This is a genomic window from Streptomyces profundus, assembly GCF_020740535.1.
GTDB lineage: Bacteria > Actinomycetota > Actinomycetes > Streptomycetales > Streptomycetaceae > Streptomyces > Streptomyces profundus.
Genome location: NZ_CP082362.1, coordinates 5,338,669 through 5,359,352, shown reverse-complemented (window position 1 = coordinate 5,359,352; position 20,684 = coordinate 5,338,669). Strand labels below are relative to the sequence as shown.

General features: G+C 73.6%; 14 protein-coding genes. 9 read left to right on the top strand and 5 right to left on the bottom strand.

Annotated features, from left to right (window positions below):
* Positions 1 to 5,838: an FxSxx-COOH system tetratricopeptide repeat protein gene (gene fxsT / locus K4G22_RS23640; protein WP_228082359.1), complete on the bottom strand. Its 5,838-nt coding sequence runs from the start codon at positions 5,836 to 5,838 to the stop codon at positions 1 to 3.
* A gap of 152 nt (positions 5,839 to 5,990) precedes the next feature.
* On the opposite strand from fxsT, the gene K4G22_RS23635 reads away from it, so the two are divergent.
* From K4G22_RS23635 to K4G22_RS23605, 7 genes are all read left to right on the top strand, one after another.
* Complete coding sequence (locus tag K4G22_RS23635; protein ID WP_228082358.1) at positions 5,991 to 6,797, top strand: AraC family transcriptional regulator; 807 nt, start codon at positions 5,991 to 5,993, stop codon at positions 6,795 to 6,797.
* A gap of 220 nt (positions 6,798 to 7,017) precedes the next feature.
* Positions 7,018 to 8,091 carry an iron-siderophore ABC transporter substrate-binding protein gene (locus tag K4G22_RS23630; protein WP_228082357.1) on the top strand — a complete coding sequence of 358 codons (1,074 nt, stop codon included), beginning with the start codon at positions 7,018 to 7,020 and terminating at the stop codon, positions 8,089 to 8,091.
* On the top strand, positions 8,088 to 9,131 hold the full coding sequence (locus tag K4G22_RS23625) for a FecCD family ABC transporter permease (RefSeq protein WP_228082356.1): 1,044 nt from the start codon (positions 8,088 to 8,090) through the stop codon (positions 9,129 to 9,131). The genes K4G22_RS23630 and K4G22_RS23625 overlap by 4 nt, the downstream gene beginning before the upstream one ends.
* Positions 9,128 to 10,174 carry a FecCD family ABC transporter permease gene (locus K4G22_RS23620; protein WP_228082355.1) on the top strand — a complete coding sequence of 349 codons (1,047 nt, stop codon included), beginning with the start codon at positions 9,128 to 9,130 and terminating at the stop codon, positions 10,172 to 10,174. The genes K4G22_RS23625 and K4G22_RS23620 overlap by 4 nt, the downstream gene beginning before the upstream one ends.
* Complete coding sequence (locus K4G22_RS23615; RefSeq protein WP_228082354.1) at positions 10,171 to 10,986, top strand: ABC transporter ATP-binding protein; 816 nt, start codon at positions 10,171 to 10,173, stop codon at positions 10,984 to 10,986. The genes K4G22_RS23620 and K4G22_RS23615 overlap by 4 nt, the downstream gene beginning before the upstream one ends.
* An 84-nt stretch (positions 10,987 to 11,070) precedes the next feature.
* Positions 11,071 to 12,258, top strand: coding sequence for a S8 family peptidase (locus tag K4G22_RS23610; RefSeq protein ID WP_228082353.1), 1,188 nt, complete (start codon positions 11,071 to 11,073; stop codon positions 12,256 to 12,258).
* A 100-nt stretch (positions 12,259 to 12,358) separates the two neighbouring features.
* The gene (locus K4G22_RS23605; protein WP_228082352.1) at positions 12,359 to 13,282 is read left to right on the top strand and encodes a phosphotransferase family protein; all 924 of its coding nucleotides are present in this window, start codon (positions 12,359 to 12,361) and stop codon (positions 13,280 to 13,282) included.
* 7 nt (positions 13,283 to 13,289) lie between these two features.
* Here the strand turns inward: K4G22_RS23605 and K4G22_RS23600 are convergent, their stop codons facing one another.
* Entirely contained in the window at positions 13,290 to 14,531 is a 1,242-nt protein-coding gene (locus K4G22_RS23600) for a PP2C family protein-serine/threonine phosphatase (RefSeq protein WP_228082351.1), read from the bottom strand.
* A gap of 216 nt (positions 14,532 to 14,747) precedes the next feature.
* On the opposite strand from K4G22_RS23600, the gene K4G22_RS23595 reads away from it, so the two are divergent.
* Positions 14,748 to 14,978: a DUF4287 domain-containing protein gene (locus K4G22_RS23595; protein WP_228082350.1), complete on the top strand. Its 231-nt coding sequence runs from the start codon at positions 14,748 to 14,750 to the stop codon at positions 14,976 to 14,978.
* A gap of 73 nt (positions 14,979 to 15,051) precedes the next feature.
* Here K4G22_RS23595 and K4G22_RS23590 read toward each other — a convergent pair whose 3' ends face one another.
* The 3 genes from K4G22_RS23590 to K4G22_RS23580 all read right to left on the bottom strand — a co-directional run bounded on the left by K4G22_RS23590 (position 15,052) and on the right by K4G22_RS23580 (position 19,180).
* Positions 15,052 to 16,995, bottom strand: coding sequence for a PA14 domain-containing protein (locus K4G22_RS23590; RefSeq protein ID WP_228082349.1), 1,944 nt, complete (start codon positions 16,993 to 16,995; stop codon positions 15,052 to 15,054).
* 356 nt (positions 16,996 to 17,351) lie between these two features.
* The gene (locus tag K4G22_RS23585) at positions 17,352 to 18,410 is read right to left on the bottom strand and encodes a Gfo/Idh/MocA family protein (RefSeq protein WP_228082348.1); all 1,059 of its coding nucleotides are present in this window, start codon (positions 18,408 to 18,410) and stop codon (positions 17,352 to 17,354) included.
* The gene (locus K4G22_RS23580) at positions 18,407 to 19,180 is read right to left on the bottom strand and encodes a ThuA domain-containing protein (RefSeq protein ID WP_228082347.1); all 774 of its coding nucleotides are present in this window, start codon (positions 19,178 to 19,180) and stop codon (positions 18,407 to 18,409) included. The genes K4G22_RS23585 and K4G22_RS23580 overlap by 4 nt, the downstream gene beginning before the upstream one ends.
* A gap of 238 nt (positions 19,181 to 19,418) precedes the next feature.
* On the opposite strand from K4G22_RS23580, the gene K4G22_RS23575 reads away from it, so the two are divergent.
* Positions 19,419 to 20,630, top strand: coding sequence for an MFS transporter (locus K4G22_RS23575; protein ID WP_228082346.1), 1,212 nt, complete (start codon positions 19,419 to 19,421; stop codon positions 20,628 to 20,630).
* The last annotated feature ends 54 nt before the right edge of the window (positions 20,631 to 20,684 follow it).

The following is a 20,684-nucleotide window of genomic DNA, read 5'->3' as shown; positions in this document are numbered from 1 at the left end:
TCAGTCCCTCCCCACGCCGGGCAGCACGTCGATACCGGTCTCCAGATCCTGGAGGACGACGCCGATCTCCCGGTCGTACACGGTGAACCGCAGCCGGTGTGCTCCTGGTTCCCACGCGGTGAAGGTGAAGACGGCCGGCTCGTCCCCGGCGGTGTACTCGGCGACCTGGGGCTCGACCGACGCCGCCGAACGGGACGCGGCCACCAGCAGCAGCAGCGGAAGCGGCGCCTCCCCGTCCGCCCGCGGACCGGCGCGCTCCAGGCCAAGCTCGACGGGGACCGGCTCCCCCGCGCGCACCTCGTCGGCGAGCAGCGTCAGCCGGGGCGTCCAGGACGGGCGGGACGCCAACAGCCGCCGGCGGACGGCCTGGACGCGGGGGTGGCGCGCGCCGAGCGCCCGTTCCCAGTCCGCGAGCAGCCGGGCGGTGGCGCGGGCGGCGCCGCCCGGGTCCTTGACGGCGCGGGCGAGCACGGCGCCGGTGCGGCTCTCCAGCGTGCGGGGGTGGTTCTCGCCCAGCACCTGTCCGCGCCCGTCGGCGAGGGCGGCGAAGAGCGCCTCGGCGCGCTCCGGCTCCCCCGCCGCGGCGTACGCCTCGGCCAGCGCGTCCATGGCGGTGGGGTGGGTGATGTCCAGGAGGCGCCGCAGACAGGCGTCGACGGTGGGCAACTCGGCCCGCCCGCGCCGGTGGGCGGCGGCGACCCCCTCGACGGTGTCGGGGAGGCCGAGGCCGACGGCCCGGGCGCGGTCGGCGACGACGGCCTCGAAGAGGGCGATCGCCCGCCGGGGATCGCCGGCGCGCAGCCAGGCGTAGGCGAGCCGTTCGCGGCTGGCCAGCGTCTCGGCGTGGTCGGCGCCCCACACCCGTTCGTGGTCCGCGACCAGCGCGGCGCAGCGGTCCACCGCCTCCCTGGCCCGCCCGAGCGCGATGACGGCCAGCGCCCCGGCGCCGCGGGTGGCCAGGGTGTCCCCGTGGTCGGGGCCCTGGATCCGCTCGCGATCGGCGGCCAGTTCGTCGTAGAGCGCGGCGGCCCGCGCGTGGTCGCCGGCCGCCCGGCACGCCTCGGCGAGGTCATCCCGGTTGGTGAGGGTGTCCGGGTGGTCGGGGCCCTGGAGCCGGGTGCGGTCGGCGACCAGCTCCGCCAGCTCCGCGACCGCCGCCGCGTGCTCGCCGGCCAACTGCCGGGCATAGCCGAGGAGAACGCGGCAGGCGAGGGTGTCGTCGTGCTCCGCGCCCAGCACCCGGACGCTGTCGGCCACCAGCGGTTCGAAGAGGGCGACGGCGGCGGCGTGACCACCGGCCTCGCGCCCCTCGTGGGCCACCCACTGGCGGGCCACCAGCGTGTCGGGATGGTCGGGGCCGAGGAGCCGCGTGCTGTCCCGCACCAGTTCCTCACGGAGCGCGAGAGCGCGGTGGTGGTCGCGGGCGTCTCCGCAGGCGTGGGCGAGGTCGCGCCGGAAGCCGACGGTCGAGGAGTGGTCGGGACCGAGGATGCGCTCGGCGTCGGCGACCAGCCGCTCGTAGTCCGCCAGGGCCCGCGGATGGTCCCCGGACGCCCGGCGGGCGTAGGCCAGGTTCGCGCGGCTGACCAGGGTCAGCAGACGGTCGGCGCCATGGATCCGCGCGCGGTCGGCGACCAGCGACTCCATCTCCGCCACCGCCGCCGGGTACGCGCCGGCCAACTGCCGGGCGAAGGCGAGGGCGTTGCGGCACTGGAGGGTGTCCTCGTGCTCCGTGCCGTACACCCGGGTCAGATCCGCCAGCAGCTCCTCGTACCGCTCCACCGCCCGCCGGTAGTGGCCCGCTCCCCGAAGGCTGTTCGCGACGGAGAGCCGGGTGTCCAACACGTCCGGGTGGTCGGGGCCCTTGATGGCGAGGTGGTCGGCGAGCAGCGTCCCGAACTCGGCTACCGCGCGCTGGTGGTCGCCCCACTCCAGGTGGGCGAGGGCCAGATTGGACCGGCTGATCAGCGTCGCCGGGTGCTGCGGGCCCTGGATCCCGGTGCGGTCCCGCACCAACTCCTCGCAGGCCGCCACGGCTTCGCGGTAGCGGCAGGCGCGCAGCAGGACCAGGTTGAGCATGTCCCTGCTGTCGAGCGTGTCGGAGTGATCGGGCCCCAGCACCCTGATCCGATCCCGCAGCAGGTCCTCGAAGAGCGCGATGGCGCGGGTGAGTCGGCGGGCGCTCCGGCAGGCCGTCGCGTGACTGTCGCGGTAGTCGAGGGTGCGGGGGTGGTCACGGCCGAGGACCCGTTCGGCGTCGGCGACCAGTTGCTCGTAGCCGGCCAGCGCCCGGGCGTGATCGTCCGCGCTGTTGTGGGCGTTGGCCAGGTTCGCCCGGCTCACCAGCGTCAGCACGTGGTCGGCGCCCAGCAGCCGGGTGCGGTCGGCGACCAACCGCTCCATCTCCGCCACCGCCGCCGCGTGCTCGCCGGCCAACTGCCGGGTGAAGGCGAGGGCGTTGCGGCACTGGAGGGTGTCCTCGTGCTCCGTGCCGCGCACCCGCGTCAGATCCGCCAGCAGCGCCTCGTACCGCTCCACCGCCCGCCGGTGGTGGCCCGCTTCCCGAAGGCTGGTGGCGACGGAGAGCCGGGTGTCCAGTATGTCCGGGTGGTCGGGGCCCTGGACGTCGGCGCGTCGCACGACCAGGGCGGCGAACGCCTCGGCGGCCCGGGGGAAGTCGCCCGCCGAGAACCAGCCGTTGGCGATGATCTCCTGGGTGTAGAGCACATCCGGGTGTGCTGGCCCCTGGAGTCGGATCCGGTCGGCGAGCAACTCCTCGTAGAGCTCGATCGACCGCCGGTGCTCCCCCGCCCTCCGGTGGACGAGGGCCAGCATGGACCGGGTGTTGAGCGTCTCGGCGTGCCCGGGGCCCTGGGCCCGGACCCGGTCGGCCAGCAACTCCTCGAACAGTCCGATCGCCCGCCGGTGGTCGCCCGCGCCGTCGCGGGCCACGGCCAGCCACCAGCGCTCGTTGAGGCTCGCGTCGTGGTCGGCGCCCTGGAGCCGGACGCGGTCGGCGACCAGCGCCTCGAACTCCCGCACCGCGCCGGCGTGGTCCTCCGCGCAGTGGCGGGTGTAGGCGAGGTCGTGGCGGGCGGTCAGCGTCGCCGGATGGTCGGCGCCCTGCACCCGCGTCCGGTCGGCCAGCAGCGCCTCGCACTCGGCGACGGCCGCCGCGTTCTGGCGCGCCTGTCTTCGGGCGGCGGCCAGCCAGCGCCTGCTGACCAGCGTGTTGGGGTGGTCGGGGCCCAGCGCCCGTGCGGTGTCGGCGATCACCCGCAGATACCAGCTGATCGCCTGCGTGTGGTGACCCGCCGACCGATAGGCGTAGGCGACGTTGCGGCGGGCCGCCAGCGTGGCCCCGTGCTCGGGGCCCTGCACCCGGACGCGTTGCGAGAGCAGCGCCTGGAAGTGCCGGATGGCCCGGGGGTGGTCCCCCGCGTCCACCAGGGCGTACGCCAGATCGTTCCTGACGTCCAGCGCGGCCGGATGCCCGCGCCCCTGGACCCGGGCCCGGTCGGCCACCGCCCGCTCGTACAGTTCGACGGCGCGCAGGTGGTGGCCGGCGGCGCGGCAGGCCCGCGCCAGGTTCTCCCGCTCCCTGAGAACCCCGGGGTGGTCAGCGCCCTGTGCCCGGGTGCGGTCGGCGAGCAGCTCCTCCATCTCCCTGATGGCGCGCGGCAGTTCGCCGGCGCTCTGCCGGGCGTAGGCGAGGGCGGTCCGGCTGCCCAGCGTCTCCGGGTGGTCGGCGCCCTGGACGCGGGTGCGGTCGGCGACGAGCGCGGCGAAGGCGGCGACGGCCGCGCGGTGGTCCCCGGCGACGCGTTGGGCGTGGGCCAGCCAGCCACGGCTGGTCAGGGTGTCCGGGTGGTCGGGCCCGAGCACCCGGGTGCGGTCGGCGACGGCCTCCTGGTAGAGGGCGATGGAGCGCGCGTAGTCCCCCGCGTCACGGCAGGCGTAGGCCAGGCTGTTGCGGCTGGCGAGGGTGGCCTCGTCGTCCGCGCCGAACAGGGCGGTGCGTTCGCCGACCACCAACTCGTACTCCACCACCGCCCGCCGGTGGTCGCCGGCCAGCTGCCGGGCGTAGGCCAGGCCGTCGCGGCTGTCCAGGGTGTCGCGGTGGTCGGCGCCGAGCACCCGGGTGCGGTCGTCGACCAGGGAGGCGAACTCGTCGGCCGCGCGCCGGTAGTCCTCGGCCTTGCGCAGCGCGAAGGCCAGGGTGTGGCGGCTGGCGAGGGTCGCCGGATGGTCCGGGCCCGACAGCCGGGCGCGGGCGGCCACCAGCTCCCGGCTGAGCGCCACGGCGCGCTGCGGGTCGCCGTCCGTGGCCTGGACCTCGGCGAGGGTGTGGCGGCTGTCCAGGGTGTCGGGGTGGTCGGGGCCGAGGAGCGCCGCGCGGCCGTCGGCGACGGCTTCGAGCAGGGTGATGGCGAGGGTCTTCTGGTCGCGCGCCGTCAACTCGTCGGCGGCGCGCCGGTAGAGCCGGACGGTCGGCTCGTCGGGGCGGACGTCGGCGGGACGGGTGGCGGCCAGCGCCTGGATGTGTGGCAGCAGCGCCTGCCAGCGCTCCTGCGCGGCGCGGTGGGCGCGCGGCCCTTCGGGCAGCGCCTGGCCCAGCGCCGCCTCGGCCCAGCGGCGCCCGGCGGCGGCCTCGGCGGTGGCGGCCCGCAGCACGGTCTGCACCAGCCGGTGCACCGTGACGGTCCGCTCGGTGAGGGTGATCATGCTGTAGTCGGCGAGCACGCCGAGGGCCCGTTCGACGTCGGCGGCGGGCCCCGCCTCGGTGAGGACGTCGCGGGGCACCGCCTCGGGCGCGTACCAGGCGAGGGCGTGCAGCAGCAGGGCGGCGATCGGGTCGACGCGGTCGACGGCGCCCAGCGTGGTGCGCCAGATCCTGGCGATGGTGCGGGTGGCCTCGGCCGGCCCGGCGGCGGTGTCGAGCACGGCCTCGGGGATCTCGGCGAGCAGCGCGCGGTAGGCGGCGAAGGAGGCGCCCGTCTGGTGCAGATAGGCGCCGGCCTGGGCGAGCGCCAGCGGCAGGTGGCCCAACTCGGCGGCCAGCGCGGTGGCTTCGCGCCGCTCCTCGGCGGTGACGGCGCGGTGGGGCAGCGCCAGCCGGCTGAGCAGGTCGACGGCGGGGGAAGGGGAGAGGACGTCGAGGCGCAGCGGCACGGCGTCGCGGTGCCAGCCGTCCGCGCGGCGGCTGGTGACGAGTTGGTGGCCCCGGCCGCGGAGCCGGCCGAGGTAGGGGTTGAGATCGGCCGGGTCCTCCGCGTTGTCGAAGACCAGCAGCCAGTCCCGGTGGGACCGTAACCAGGCCAGCGCCCATTCCGTCCGGAGCTTGGGCAGCGCCGTCAGGGCCCAGCCGGGGTGCAGGCGGACGGCCAGGTCGGCGAGGGCCGCGTCCACCTGCTCGCGGCTCTCCGCGACGATCCACCAGACGAGGGTGTGGTCCGCGCGGTGGGTGCGGGCGTAGTGCAGGGCGAGGGTCGTCTTGCCGACGCCGCCGAGGCCGTGCAGGGTGTGCGCCTGGGCGATGACGCCCTCGCCCCGGATGAGCGCGGCGCGCACCCGCCGCAGATCGTCGATCCGGCCGACGAGGGTGTCGGCCGCCTCGGGCGGCAGGTTGTGCAGCCCGTCGGGCGCGTCGATCGCCGCCGCGGCGGCGATGGCGTCGGGGGGCAGTTGGACCCGCTGCTCGCGGTGGGGGTTCCCGCTGGCGTCGGCCTCGGCCCTGGCGGGACGGGCGTCGCCGAACTCGTGGTCGGCGGGCTGGGCCTCACCCCTCTGACCTGGCTGGGCCTCGCCCCTCTGACGCAGTCGCTCCACCGTGATCATGGCCCACGCCCCCTGCCGCGTTCTCCCGCCGAACCCGAACAAACCCCCAACCGCCCTGTGGCGCAGGATAGTCGGGCCGCCACGGCCGGTACAAGGCACGGCGGGGCTCCCCGTCCGGGGAGCCGGGGTCGAACCGGACCTAGGGTGGGGGAATGCCGTCCACCGTCCCGCCGCGCGCCCGGCGGGAGACCCGTACGCTCCCCGCGTTCGCCCCTGGCGCGGTGGAGACGCCGTTCGTCATCAGGTGCTATGACGAGCTCTTCGCCCAGGACACCACCTGGGACGCCCACTCCCACCCGTGTCATGAGCTGCTCTGGAACGAGCGGGGCGCCTCGACGGCCGTGGTGGACGCGCGGGTGTGGACCATCACCCCGACGCTCGGCCTGTGGATGCCGGCGGGCACGCTGCACTCGGGCTCCGCGACGGCCGGCACCTGGCTGCGGGCCAGCTTCGTCGGGCTTGGCGGGCTCGGCGCCACCACCTCGATCTCCGATGTGCCGGTGGCCGTCGAGATCACGCCGCTGCTCCGGCTGCTGCTGGACCGGCTCGGCGCGGAGGGGCTTCCGGCGAGGTCACGGCAGGTGACGGAGGCCATGGTGCTGGATGTGCTCACCCCGTCCGCCCATGAGTTGCTGTTGAACGTGCCGGTCTCGGATCTGCTGCGGCCGATCGCCGAGGCGGTGCGTGCGGACCCGCGCGACCAGCGGACGCTCACCCACTGGGCGGCCGAGCTCGGGGTGAGCCCGCGCACCATCACCCGGGCGTTCAACGCCGAGACCGGCACCAGCTTCGCGCGCTGGGTCGCGGCGGTGCGCGCGCAGCACGCGGTGGGGCTGCTGACCCGGGGCTATGAGGTCGACGCGGTCGCCGAGATGGTCGGCTACCGGTCGGCCAGCGCGTTCGGGGTGGCGTTCCGGCGCACCACCGGGCTCACTCCGGGGGCGTTTCGGACGCACTGATCGGGCCCCGACGCCGGGCCCGATGTCCCGATCGCGACAGGGGCTGTCTCGAACGGTCGATTGCGACACACCACCCCCTCCCATAAAGTACCGAAAGCAAGGCAAGCCTTACCTAACTTCCTTGCGTCAGTTCGGTGTACCGCTCCACGACCGCGTTTCCGTTTTTCGACGTGTGAGGTCCGGCACCAACCACACATCTCGGAAGTGGAGTTCGAAAACGATGCGCGCACACCGCCTGCTCCCGCTCGCCGTGGCGGCCGTCCTGCTGGGGGCCACCGCCTGCGGCTCCTCAGACAGCGAGGACAACCGGGACGACAACGTGGGGGAGAGCCCGGAGAACAGCTCGGAGAACGGCTCGGAGTTCGACTCGGACGCGTTTCCGCTCACGCTTGAGCACGCCCTGGGCGAGACCACCATCGAGTCCAGGCCCGAGCGGGTCGCCACCGTCAACTGGGCCAACCACGAGGTGCCGCTGGCGCTTGGCGTCGTACCGGTCGGCATGGCGGCGGCCAACTTCGGCGACGACGACGGGGACGGCGTCCTGCCGTGGGTCAGCGAGCGCCTCACCGAGTTGGACGCCGAGACCCCCGTGCTCTTCGACGAGACCGACGGCATCGACTTCGAGGCGGTGGCCGACACCGAGCCCGACGTGATCCTCGCGGCCTACTCGGGGCTGACCCAGCAGGACTACGACACCCTGAGCGAGATCGCCCCGGTGGTGGCCTACCCGGACGCGGCCTGGGCCACGCCATGGCGGGAGATCGTCCGGCTGAACAGCGAGGCCATCGGGCTCGGCGCCGAGGGCGAGGAGCTGATCACCGGCATCGAGGGCGACATCGAGGCCGTGGTCGCCGACTACCCGCAGCTGGAGGGGAAGTCGGCGATGTTCATGACCCATGTCGACCCCAACGACGTGAGCGAGGTCGGCTTCTACACCACCCATGACACCAGGACGCTCTTCTTCGAGGACCTCGGCCTCACCACCCCGGAGTCCATCGCGACCGCGTCGGCGGACACCGACCAGTTCGCCCTGACCCGCAGCGCCGAGCAGATCGATCTCTTCGACGACGTCGACATCATCACCGGCTACGGCGACGAGACCGGCGAGCTCCTGGAGACGCTGGAGAACGACCCGCTGCTGTCCCGGATCCCGGCCGTCGAACGCGGATCGGTGTTCCTGCTGCCCGGCAGCACCCCGCTGGCGACCGCGGCCAACCCGACGCCGCTGTCGATCTCCTGGGTGCTGGAGGACTATGTCGCGGCGCTCGCCGAGGCCGCGGACCAGGTCAGGTGACGGCACCCGCCACCGAACGCGCGCCGGACGCCGCCGTGACGCGGCGTCCGGCGCACGTCCGATCGCTGTGGCTGCTGGTCGCCTTCGTGGTGCTGGCCGCCGTCATGCTGGCCTCCGTCGCCTTCGGCTCGCGCACCGTGCCCTGGTCCGACGTGGTCGCCGCGCTCGGCGGCGCGGAGGACTCGCTGGAGCAGGCGGCCGTCACCAAGCGGGTGCCGCGCACGCTGCTCGCCGTGCTGGTCGGCGCCGCGCTCGGCCTCGCCGGCGCGGTGATGCAGGGCGTGACCCGCAACCCGCTGGGCGACCCCGGGATCCTCGGCGTCAACATGGGCGCCTCGCTCGCCGTGGTCACCGCCGTCGCGTTCTTCGGGCTCAGCTCGCCGACCGGCTATGTCTGGGTGGCGATCCTGGGCGCGGGCGGCGCCGCCGCCTTCGTCTACACCGTCGGCTCGCTCGGGCGCGGCGGCGCCACCCCGCTGAAGCTGGCGCTCGCCGGCGCCGCCACATCGGCCGCGTTCGCCTCGCTGGTGAGCGCCGTGGTGCTGCCCCGCAACGACATCGCCGGCGGCTTCCGGCTCTGGCAGATCGGCGGCGTGGGCGGCGCCTCCTACGCGCGCATCGAACAGGTGCTGCCGTTTCTCGCGGTGGGCTTCGTCCTCTGCCTGATGTCGGCCAAGGCGCTCAACTCGCTGGCGCTCGGCGACGAACTCGCCGCCGGGCTCGGCGAACGCGTCGCGGTGGCCAGGGCGGTCGCCTCGCTCGGCGCGATCACGCTCTGCGGCGCGGCCACCGCGGCTGCCGGCCCGATCGGCTTCGTCGGTCTGGTCGTTCCGCACGCCTGCCGGCTGCTGGTCGGCGTGGACCACCGCTGGCTGCTGCCGTTCTCCGCGCTGGTCGGCGCCTCGCTGCTCACCGTCGCCGATGTGTTCGGCCGCGTCGTGGCCCGACCGGCCGAGGTCGACGTGGGCATCGTGACGGCCCTGATCGGCGCCCCGTTCTTCATCCATATCGTCCGCCGTCAGAAGGTGCGTGCCCTGTGACCGCCCCCGCCCCGACGTCCGTGCTCCGGGCCGTCACGGTCGGCAGGACCCGGCGCGCGATCCGGCGCCGTGGTGTCGTGCTGGTGCTCGCGGCCCTGGTCGTCGTCCTCTTCGCCGCCACCCTGATGTTCGGCCGGACGTACTATCCGCCCGGCGATGTGCTCCGGGTGGTCATGGGCGAGCAGGTGCCGGGGGCCTCGTTCACGGTGGGGCGGCTGCGGCTGCCGCGCGCGGTGCTCGCCGTGCTGGCCGGGTTCAGCTTCGGGATGGCGGGCGTCACCTTCCAGACGATGCTCCGCAACCCGCTGGCCAGCCCGGACATCATCGGCATCAGCGCGGGCGCCAGCGCGGCGGCGGCCATCGCGATCGTCACCCTCTCCCTGGACGAGAACCAGGTCTCCGTGCTGGCGATCGGCGCCGGGCTCGGCGTCGCCCTGCTGGTGTACACGCTGGCGTTCCGGGACGGGGTGGTCGGCACCCGGCTGATCCTGATCGGCATCGGGATCTCCGCGATGCTGGACAGCGTCACCTCCTATGTCCTCTCCCGGGCCGCCGAATGGGATCTCCAGGAGGCGATGCGCTGGCTGACCGGCAGCCTCAACGGGGCCTCCTGGGAGCAGGTGGTGCCCGTGCTGGTCTCGGTGGCCGTGCTCGCCCCTGTGCTGCTGGCCCGCTCCCGGGACCTCTCCGCGCTGGCGCTCGGCGACGACACCGCCGGCGCCCTCGGGGTCCGCGTCGAACGCACCCGGGTCACCCTGATCGTGGCCGCCGTCGGGTTGATCGCGTTCGCCACCGCGGCTTCGGGGCCGATCGCCTTTGCCGCGTTTCTTTCCGGTCCGATCGCGGCCCGGCTGATCGGGCCCGGCACCTCGCTGCTGGTGCCGGCCGGCCTGGTCGGCGCGGTGCTGGTGCTCACCGCCGACTTCGCCGGCCAGTTCGCGTTCGACCACCGCTACCCGGTCGGCGTCGTCACCGGCGTGCTGGGCGCGCCCTACCTCATCTATCTGATCGTCCGCGCCCATCGGGCGGGAGGCTCCCTTTGAACCTGACCCACTCCCTCACGGCCGAGCGGCTGACGCTCGGCTACGGCGACCGGGTGGTCGTCTCATCGCTCGATCTGACGGTGCCGCCCGGCGAGATCACGGTGATCGTCGGGGCCAACGCCTGCGGGAAGTCGACCCTGCTGCGGTCGATGTCCCGGCTGCTGCGGCCCCGGGAGGGCCATGTCCTGCTGGACGGCCGGGCGGTGCACCGGCTGCCGGCCAAGGAACTCGCGCGCACCCTCGGCCTGTTGCCGCAGTCCCCGGTGGCGCCCGAGGGCATCACGGTGCTCGATCTGGTCAGCCGGGGCCGCCACCCCCACCAGGGCGTCTTCTCCCGCTGGAACGAGCGGGACGACGCGGCCGTGGCGTCCGCCCTGGAGGCCACCAGGACCACGGACCTCGCCGACCGCGCCGTGGACGAGCTGTCCGGCGGGCAGCGCCAGCGGGTGTGGATCGCCATGGCCCTGGCCCAGGAGACCGCCCTGCTGCTGCTCGACGAGCCCACCACCTTCCTGGACGTCAGCCACCAGGTCGAGGTCCTCGATCTGCTGACCGACCTCAACCGCAAGCGCGGCACCACCATCGTGATGGTGCTGCACGACCTCAACCTCGCCGCCAGGTACGCGGATCACCTGATCGCGCTGGCCGACGGCCGGCCGCACGCGGCGGGGCCGCCGGCCGAGGTGCTGACGGAGGACTGCGTGCGCGTGGTGTTCGGCCTGGAGAGCCGCGTCATCGACGACCCGGTCTCGGGACGGCCGTTGATGCTGCCCATCGGCAGGTACCACAGCGAGGTGACCGCCCCCGGCTGAGGCGGGGTTGCCGGGCGGGACCGGGTGCGGAAGGCTGGCCGCACCCCAACCCTGTCATGCGCACGCCACCACTGGAGGAGTTCCGTGAAGGCAGTGAACCGCGTCGTGTCCGTGGCCGCCCTGTTGTGCCTCGCCGCCGGCACCCTGCCGGCCGGCGCGGCCCACGCCGCCACGGCCCCGACGCCCCAGCCCGCGACCATCGTCAACGCCGAGGCGCCCGGCGCCGTCCCCGACAGCTATCTCGTCCTGCTGGACGACGGGATCAGAGCCGACGACACCGAGCTGACCGCGCGCCACGGCGTCACCGTGCTGGACACCTACACCCACGCCGTCGACGGCTACCACGTCAGGGCCACCGAGGAGCAGGCGCTGGCCCTGGCCGCCGACCCCGCCGTCCTGGCGGTGGAGCGGGACACCCTCGTCGAGGCCGCGGACCTCGTCCAACCCCAGCCGCCCTCCTGCGGGTTGGACCGCATCGACCAGCCGGACCTCCCGCTCGACGGCGCCTACCGCTACCCGGACTCGGCCGGCGCCGGCGTCACCGTCTATGTCGTCGGCACCGGGATCCGCTACACCCACCAGGACTTCGGTGGCCGCGCGCAGCCGGGCTACGACGCCGGCGGCGGCGACGGTTCGGACGAGAACGGCCATGGCACCCATCTGGCCGGCACGGTGGGCGGCGCCTCGCACGGCGTCGCCAAGGCGTCGACGCTGGTGTCGGTGAAGGTCCTCGACGCGGGCGGCGCCGGCAGCGTCGCCGGCGTGGTCGGCGGCATCGACTGGCTCACCGAGAACGCCGACGGGCCCGCCGTCGCCGCCCTCAGCATCGGCGGCGCCCCGAGCGAGGCGCTCGACGCGGCCGTCCGCGCGTCCATCGCGGCCGGCGTCACCTACGCCGTGGCCGCCGGCAACTCGGCCGCGGACGCCGGGAACTTCTCGCCGTCCCGGGTCACCGAGGCGGTCACCAGCGCCGCCTCCAGCTGCGACGACCGGGCCGGCTCGGCCAGCAACCACGGCCAGGCCGTCGACCTCTACGCCCCCGGCGTCGACATCGTCTCCACCTGGCACGCATCCGACACGGCGACCGCGACGCTCTCCGGCACCGCCTCGGCCGCCGCCCATGTCGCCGGGGTCGCCACCCTCTACCTCGGCGACCACCCGACGGCCGGCCCCGCCGACGTCTGGGCCGCCATCGACGCGGCGGCGGTGCTCGACCGGCTCACCGGCGTCCCCGCCGGCACCCCCAACAAGCTGCTCCAGGTGGTCGACTGACGCACCGCGCCGCACCGGTCCCCGGCGCCGCACCGTAGCCTTGCCGTCGGGCGGGACGAGGAGCGGACCGCCGGGGCCCCGCGGAACGAGGAGCGCGCAGGTGCAGCGGCACGACGAGAAGTGGATCGACTACTTCGCGGCCAGGGGCCATGCCTCGGTCGCCCCGCTGGCGGCGGGCATGGAGGGCTCGGTCTACGCGCTCGACGCGACGTCGGTCGCCAAGGTCTGGGCCGTGCGCTCGGGCGAGGAGCTCGCGCGGCTCCGCCGCTTCTACGATGCGCTCGCCGCCACCGAGCTGAGTTTCCGCACTCCGCGCATCACCGAAGTGCTCGCTGTGGACGGCCAGTTCGTCAGCGTGGAGGAACGCCTGCACGGCACACCGCTGGACGAGCGGGACGCGCAACACCCGGAGGTCCTGCCCCGGGGCGCGGCGGCCATGCTGGACGTGCTCGACCAGCTGGGCCGCGTCGACGCCCCGGCGCTGCGCGGGCTCGCGGTGCTCGACGAGGAACACCCCTTCTGGGCCGGGCACGCCACCTGGCCCGAGGCGCTGACCGCGCTGATCGAACGCCGGCTGGCCCGCTTCGGCGACGTCTACCGGTCCTTCGTGCCCGGCTTCGACGCGAAGGTGCGGCGGATGCTGGCGCTGGTCGCCGGACTCGACGTGCCGCTCGGCCTGCTGCACGGCGACCTCGTCCCGCCCAACCTGCTGGTGGACGACGAGCTGCGGGTGGCGAGCGTGCTGGACTTCGGGTTCCTCTCCACCGTCGGGGACCCGGTCTTCGACCTCGCCGTGACGGCGAGCGTCTACGACATGTACAGCCCGGCGGCGCGGCGAACGGAGCGGCTCGTCGACGGCCTGATCGCCGAGCGGTTCGACGCCCCGCCGGAGCGGATGGCGCTGTACCGGGCGGTCTACGGGGTGGTCGCCGGCAACGTCTTCGACCCGCTCGGCCAGGACGGCCACTTCCGGTTCTGCGCCGACCAGCTGACCCGCCCCGAGGTCGCCGACCTCCTGGGCTGACCCCCCGTCACAGCCGCACGATCACCAGGGCCGTGTCGTCCTCGGTGCCGCCGTGGCTCAGCAGGTCGGCGAGGAGGGCGTCGGCGAGGGCCTCCGGGCTCAGGGTGTGGTGGCGGGTCAGGGAGTCGGCGAGCCGGGCGAGGCCCAGGTCGATGTCCTCGCCCCGGCGTTCGACCAGGCCGTCGGTGTAGAGGACCAGGGTGTCGCCCTCGCCGAAGTGGACCGACGCCTCCTCGGCCGGACCGGGCTCGGGGCGGGCGCCGAGCGGCGGCGCGGTGGCCCGGTCGAGGAACTCCACGACGCCGCCGACTCTGACCAGCGCCGGCGGCAGATGGCCGGCGCTGCTGTACACGACGGTGCGCGACCGGCGGGCGATGAAGGTCTTCACCACGGTGGTGGACTCGGCGCCCCGCACCGAGCGCGAGTAGAGGTCGAGCACCTCAAGGGCCCGGCCCGGGCCCTGGGAGACCCGGGCCACCGCGCTGAGCGCGCTGCGCAGTTGGCCCATGACGCCGGCCGCCTCCAGGCCGTGGCCGACCACGTCGCCCACCGCCACGGAGATCCGGTCCTCGTCCACGGTGATCATGTCGTACCAGTCGCCGCACACGTTCATGGTGGCGCTGGCCGGGCGGTAGCGGACGGCGACCCGGTCGCTGAAGGCCGGTTCGGGGACCACCAGCATCGCCTTCTGCAACGTCAGCGCCACCTCCTTCTCGCGGGCGTGCGCCCGGCGGAGGGTCTCGTTGGCGTCCTGGACCTCCTTGGCACGGGTGAAGAGATCGGACTCCAGCCGGGTGGCGCGGTCCTCGGCCTCCGGGCCGAGGCCCGTGTCGTACCTGGCGCGGATGAGTTCGGTGACCTCCTCGACCCGGTGCAGCAGCAGCGCGACCGATCCGTCGGGGCCGGGCACCGGCATGTTGACGATGCTCCAGTACCGCTCCGACCAGGTGCCGGGACGGTCCTCGAACTGCACGTCGTAGCGCTGGATGGCCATCGCGTCGCGCTCCCCCGTGGCCGCCACGCGTTCCAGCGACAGCTTGAGGTTGCGCATCCCGCTGGCGCGCGCGTCCTCCGGGTTGTCGGGGAATGCCTCGAACACGTAGTGGCCGACGACCTGCTCTCTCGGCCGTCCCGCCACCTTGAGATACGCGTCGTTGGCGTCCACGTACATGAGGTCTGGGCTGAGCAGGGCCACCGCGGCGGGGTACGCCTGGTAGACCGCCGCGTAATCGATCTCCGACTCGGTCATCTGGGCCACCTCGGCAAGCTGTCGTGTGGCGCCACGATAAGGTCCTGGCGCCCGGCCGCCCTGGGCATCGGCCGTCGTCGGCCGCCGGGTCACACGGACGGGCGCCGCCCCTCGGGGGTGTGAGCGGGCTCACAGGGCAGGGGCGATGAGTTCGGCGCCACCGTCGGGTCCCACTGGTCGGGAACACGAAGGACCACCGGACGGAGCGGCAGGATCATGGCGAACACAGCGAAGGGCCCAGCGAGTTACTTCCCCTCCATCGAGCGGACCTACGGGCGGCCGATAGCGGAGTGGCAGGCGCTGATCCGCGCCTCGCCGCTGACCCGGCACGGGGAGCTGGTCTCCTGGCTGAAGCAGGAGCACGGCCTGGGGCACGGCCATGCCAACGCGCTGGTGGCGCATGTCCGCGCCGAGGACGCGGCGGGGGGCGCCGGCGCGCCGGCGTGAGCGCGGGGGTGCCCCCGCCCCCGGGGGGCGGGGGGCGGGGGCACCTGAGCCGGCCGCGCGCGAGCGCGTGGCCTCAGGGCAGGGCGTTGAGCGTGTACCAGGCCTCGGTGCTCCACAGCGACTCGCCGTCGGCGGAGCTGAAGGGGCGCGGGGACTGGATGTGCACCACCCGGTCGGTCTGAAGGCCGTTGATCCCGAGGGTGACCTCCGTGCCGTCCTCGGACAGTTCGGCCGAGGCGACCTGGAGGGTCTCCTGGTCGAGCTTCGGGCCGCCGTACGCCTCGGTCGGCTCGTAACGCCACTGCTCCACCTGGTAGCTGGAGGCCAGCGAAGCGGCGGTCTCCTCGGAGAGCGGCTGGGTGTAGCTGAGGACGAAGCCGTCCTCGGTGACCCGCATCTCGTGGATGTCGAAGGCGTTGGCGCCGCTTGGTGTCAGCTTCTGGAGGCCGTAGTCCAGCTTGCCCTCCTGGCCCCAGTTGCCGCCGGCGCCGAGGCCGCCGAGGTAGTAGGCGCCGTCCGGGCCGAGGGTGACCCGGGTGATGCCGGCCTCAAGCCCCTGGGTGTGGCGGAAGAGCGCGCCCTGGTACTCGCCGCCGACCTCCTCCAGATAGGCGCGCTGGAGGCCGCCGTAGGTCACGTCGGCGATCATCATCTGCCCGGCGAACGGGCCCTCCTCGGCCATCACCAGGGTGCTGGGGGAGTTGCCGATCTCGTTCTGCGGCAGCCACAGCACGGGCTTGGTGACCTCGTTCTCGTCGAACGGGCCTGCCGGGTTCATGTAGTGGTTGAAGAAGCGGTCCTGCTGGACGTGCACCAGCTTGGACGAGGGCAGCCAGCCGCCCTGGTTGTCCGTGACGAACAGCTCGCCCTCGGGCCCGTGGCCGATGCCGTGCGGGGTGCGCAGCCCACCGGCGATGTAGGAGACCTCGCCGGTCTCCTTGTCGACGCTGATGGTGGTGCCACGGTCGGGCGCCGGCTGCGGGTCGGTGGTGTCGCCGCCGAGGTCGATGGCGACGGAGAGGTTGAGGTAGAAGTGCCCGTCCTCGTAGAGCAGGCCGAAGGCGAACTCGTGGAAGTTGCCGCCGTAGGGCCACTCGGCGACCTGGGTGTACTCGTCGGTGACCTCGTCGCCGTCGGTGTCGTTCAGCTCGGTGAGCTGGTGCTTCTCCGACACATAGAGCTTGCCGTCGACATGGGCGAGGCCCATGGGCTCGTTGAGGCCCTCGGCGATCCTGGTGTAGGTCACCTGGTCGGGGCCGGTGTCGCCGACCACGTTGTCCAGCAGGTAGACCTCGCCAGCGACGTTGTCGGTGCCACCCCAGGTGGCGATGGCCAGCCGGTCGTCCGGCAGCCACGCCATGGCGGAGACCTGCGGCTCGAAGCCCTCAGGACGGAGGTCCGTCAGATCGTAGTTGGGGTGCACGGAGTCCAACGGGAGCCCGTCGCCCGGGGTGTCGAGGCCGCCCTCGCACTCCTTCTTGCCCGGCGCGGTCACCCGCACCACGTCGGCGTCGGTGCTGAGCACGTCGTTCGGCACCAGGGTGAAGTCCTCGGCGCCCGGCGGCAGCCACTCCAACGTCAGTTGCTGTTCGGCCGCGTGGTCGAAGTAGTCGATGTGCAGGGCGTGGAAGCCCGCTTCGAGCTGGACGGTGCCGTCCTTGGGCTCGGCCGAGTGCAACCCGTCGTGGTCGATGACCAGTTGGTCGTCGATCAGCAGCCGTGATCCGTCGTCGCTGATCAGGCGGAAGGTGTAGTCGCCCGACTCGGCGATGTCGATGTTGGCGATCACCTGGGAGAGGAAGAAGTCCTCCAGGCCGAAGTCCTCGGTGGACTCCCAGTCGATCGTGGGCATCAGCTTGTCCACGTTGGGCGTCTGACCGGACTTCAGGGTGCAGATCTGCTCGATCGGATCCTGGATGTCGAAGCTGCGGAGCGTGACGCCGGGTTCCTGTGGGGGGAGATCGGCCGCGGAGCTGCTGGGCACCGCGAGACTGCCGAGAAGCAGAGCGCTGAACATCACTCCGGCCGCTCGTCTGCGCCGGCGTCGATCCTGCCGTGGATTCACTTGTCCTCCTGCCGCTGACGGGAGCTGTGGGGGCACGTCGCGAGCGGGGCGTGCGCGTCCCGCCGGTCGGGAGTCCCGGCGGACGGACAACGTTTGTCATGGCCTCGTAACACGCCCATATCGCGGATACCGTAGGGACTTTGAACGAACGTGTCCACACTTTCGCCAGTATCAGGACGATGTTGCCCGTCTCCGCCCATGCTTTTGACGGCGACGAGGGATAGCTCCGTCGCCGTCGATGTCGAGGCGGGGGAAGCGACGTGGGGGGGCGGCCCGGTCGGGCCGCCCCCCGTGCAACAGTGGCCGGGTCAGCCGGTGGGCGTCGCCGCGGTGAGCACCTCGGCCACCGGCACCCGGACCCGGTCGGCCGACGAGGCGATCGCGGCGTGCACCATGGCGAGGCTCAACAGGTTGTCGTGGCACTCCCCCATCGGCACCCGCCCGGTGCGCAGCGCGTCGACGAAGTCGGCCAGCGCGCCGGCGATCCCGCCGCCCGGCGGGGCCTGGGGCACGAACCCCGGATCCCGCGCCGGGTCCGTGATCTCGACGGCCGGCTCGCCCTCCCCGTCCCAGGTGGCGCTGCCGCCGGCGCCGCTGATCCGCCAGTGGCTGTTCCAGGAGGTTTCGAGCCCGTCGGCGCACCAGCTGCCGGTGTAGACGAACCGGGTGCCGCCCGTCATCTCGAAGAGCGCCGTGCCGGCCGCGTCCCCCGCGTACCAGCTCCAGGCCGGGTTGTACTCCTCGCAGTAGACCGCCACCGGATCGGCGCCCAGGACGAACCTGGCGGCGTCGAAGTTGTGGATCGCCATGTCGAGGACCAGCGGGTGGTCCATCGCGTCCCGGAAGCCGCCGAAGCGCGGCGCCTTGAAGAACTCCTGGGTGAGCACACCGAGTTGCCCAAGACGCCCGGCCTGGGCCCGCAGCGCGAAGAGCTGCCGGTCGTAGCGGCGACTCTGGCTGACCATGAACAGCTCCCGCGCCTCCTCCGCCGCCCGCACCAGCGTGACCGCCTCGGTCAGGCTCGCCGCCAGCGGCTTCTCGCCCAGCACCGGCAGCCCGAGGCCCAGCGCCTCAAGCGTCACCGGCAGATGCGCGGCCGGCACGGTGACGTCGACCACCGCGTCGACGCCCTCGCCGTCGGCGAGTTCACCGATCGAGGCCGCGACCGGCACCCCCGGCTCGCCGCACTCCTCGGCCACCGCCCGAAGGGCCGCCGCCACATCCAGGTCCACCACACCCGCCAGGACCACCCCCGGCTCCCGCGCGATGGCGCGCAGCCACGCCCGGCCCATGCCGCCGGCGCCCACCAGCAGCAGCCGCAGCGGCTCGGTGCCCCCGGCGGTGCGGAAGGCGGCCGGCGGGCTCATCGCCCCTCGCCGGCGAACCAGTCGACGGTGGGGCGCTGGTGGATCTCGGGCACCCCCCGCGCCCGCTCAGGCTGCGCCGCCCAGCGCACCCCGTTCGCCAACACCCGGCGCACATCGGGGTGGTGGTAGACGGGGTACTCCTGGTCGCCGGGGCTGAAGTAGAAGATCCGGCCGTGCCCACGGGTGAACGTGACGCCGGAGCGGAAGACCTCGCCGCCGCTGAACGAGCTGACGAAGATCAGCTCCTCCGGCGTCGGGATGTCGAAGTACTCGCCGTACATCTCCTGTTCGGGGATGTCGATGGGGCTGGGCACGCCCTCGGCGATCGGATGCGTCGGTGCGACGGTCCACACCAGCTCGCGGTCCTTGGCGTTGCGCCAGTTGAGGGTGCAGGTGGTGCCCAGCAGGGTGATGAAGATCTTGGAGAAGTGCCCCGAGTGGAGCACCAACAGGCCCATGCCGGCCAGCACATGGCGCCGCACCCGGTCCACCACCGCGTCGTCCACCCGGTCGTGAGCGGCGTGCCCCCACCAGGTGAGCACATCCGTCTCGGCCAACACCTCTTCGGTCAGGCCGTGTTCGGGCTCGGCCAGGGTGGCGGTGCGGATCTCGGCGTCGGTGAGGTGGGCGCGGACGCCGTCCGCCACGGCGCCGTGGATGCCGTCGGGATAGCGCGCGGCGACGTCGGGCTCGGTGGTCTCGTGGACGTTCTCGTTCCAGACGGTGACACGCAGGGGGCGGCCCGACGTCGGGGGTATCGCTCCGGTCATTTGCGGTGCTCCTTGAGGCAGTTCGGGGCTTGAGGCAGGTCGGGGCGTTGCCGACCATCGAGCCTGCCATGCCAGGGCGGCCCCGCACACACCGCCCCAACCGGGACGAAGCGGTTGGCCTTGCCGGCACGGCTCCGGCGGGTGGGGCGGCCGGGGCGGGGGGATTGATCAATTCCGCTGATCGATCGTTGAGAAAATCGTCGTTGTTCGTGTTCCGGGGCGCTGTTGTGCTGGTCCCATGAGCTCCCCAGCGCCGGTCACCGACTCCGGCTCCCCGACGGCCGAGGCCACCAGCGGGTGGCAGTGGCTGGCCGTCGCCGTGCTGTCGTTGAGCACCTTTGTGGTGGTCACCTCGGAGATGCTGCCGGTCGGCGTGCTGACGCCGATGGCCGATGGCCTGGACATCAGCACCGGCACCGCCGGCTACAGCCTGACCGTCACCGGGCTGGTGGCCGCCGTGACGGCACCGAGCGTTCCGCGCCTGCTGGGCGGGCTGGACCGGCGGCTCGTCCTGGCCGTGGCGATGGTGGTGCTGGCCGTCGGCAACGCGCTGACGGCCGTCGCCGGCGGGCTCGGCCTGCTGATGGTCTCCCGGGTGGTGATCGGCTTCGGCATGGGCGCCGTCTGGGGACTGGCCTCCGCCGTAGCGACCCGGCTGGTGGCGCCGCGCAACGCGGCCCTCGCGGTGTCCTTCGCGGTCAGCGGCGTCGCCGCCGCCTCCGTCGTCGGGGTGCCGCTTGGCACGCTGGTCGGCAACGCCTTCGGCTGGCGGGCCGCGTTCGGCTGCCTGGCGGGCGCGGCGCTGCTGCTCGCCGCCGGGCTGCTGCTGGCGCTGCCGCGCCTCCCCCGCCCGGCCGCGCCCGACCCCGCCCCGGACGGACGACGAGCGGGCCTGTGGACGCCGGCCGTCGGCGTGGGCCTGACGCTGATCGCGTTGCTGGTGACCGCGCACTTCGCCGCCTACACCTATGTGCGGCCCGTGTTGGAGGAACGCACCGGTCTGACCGCCGGCTCCATCGCCCTGCTGCTGCTGGTCTACGGCCTCTTCGGGCTGGTCGGCAACTTCGCCGCCGGCGCGGCTGCGGCCGGCCGGGCCCGCCGCACCGTGCTCGGCCTGGCGCTCGGCATCGGCACGGCGATCGCGCTGCTCGCCGTCCTGGGCACGGTCGTCGGCGCGGCCTGGGGCGCCATCGCGCTGTGGGGGCTGGCCTACGGGGGGCTGTCCGTGGGCGGTCAGATCTGGATGAGCCAGGCGGCGCCGCACCGCGTCGAGCAGGTCACCGGCCTCTATGTCGGGGTCTTCACCGCCGCGATCGCGCTGGGCGCGTTCCTGGGCGGCACCGTCGTGGAGTCGGCCGGCATCACGACGCTGCTCTGGAGCGCGGCGGCGCTGGCCCTGGCTGCCCTGGCGGTGGGCCTCACCGGCCCGGGGCCGGCCGCCCGGCGATGACCGCCCATCCGGCCGGCGTCCGTCCCACCGCGCCGCCATCGGCCCGGCGTAGGC

What these genes read in the sequence shown, in the direction of transcription:
- K4G22_RS23600 (WP_228082351.1), bottom strand. Translation starts at nt 14,531, where the DNA reads ATGACCGAGTCGGAGATCGATTACGCGGCGGTCTACCAGGCGTACCCC.
- K4G22_RS23575 (WP_228082346.1), top strand. Translation starts at nt 19,419, where the DNA reads ATGAGCTCCCCAGCGCCGGTCACCGACTCCGGCTCCCCGACGGCCGAG.
- K4G22_RS23585 (WP_228082348.1), bottom strand. Translation starts at nt 18,410, where the DNA reads ATGAGCCCGCCGGCCGCCTTCCGCACCGCCGGGGGCACCGAGCCGCTG.
- fxsT (WP_228082359.1), bottom strand. Translation starts at nt 5,838, where the DNA reads ATGATCACGGTGGAGCGACTGCGTCAGAGGGGCGAGGCCCAGCCAGGT.
- K4G22_RS23630 (WP_228082357.1), top strand. Translation starts at nt 7,018, where the DNA reads ATGCGCGCACACCGCCTGCTCCCGCTCGCCGTGGCGGCCGTCCTGCTG.
- K4G22_RS23590 (WP_228082349.1), bottom strand. Translation starts at nt 16,995, where the DNA reads ATGTTCAGCGCTCTGCTTCTCGGCAGTCTCGCGGTGCCCAGCAGCTCC.
- K4G22_RS23580 (WP_228082347.1), bottom strand. Translation starts at nt 19,180, where the DNA reads ATGACCGGAGCGATACCCCCGACGTCGGGCCGCCCCCTGCGTGTCACC.
- K4G22_RS23595 (WP_228082350.1), top strand. Translation starts at nt 14,748, where the DNA reads ATGGCGAACACAGCGAAGGGCCCAGCGAGTTACTTCCCCTCCATCGAG.
- K4G22_RS23635 (WP_228082358.1), top strand. Translation starts at nt 5,991, where the DNA reads ATGCCGTCCACCGTCCCGCCGCGCGCCCGGCGGGAGACCCGTACGCTC.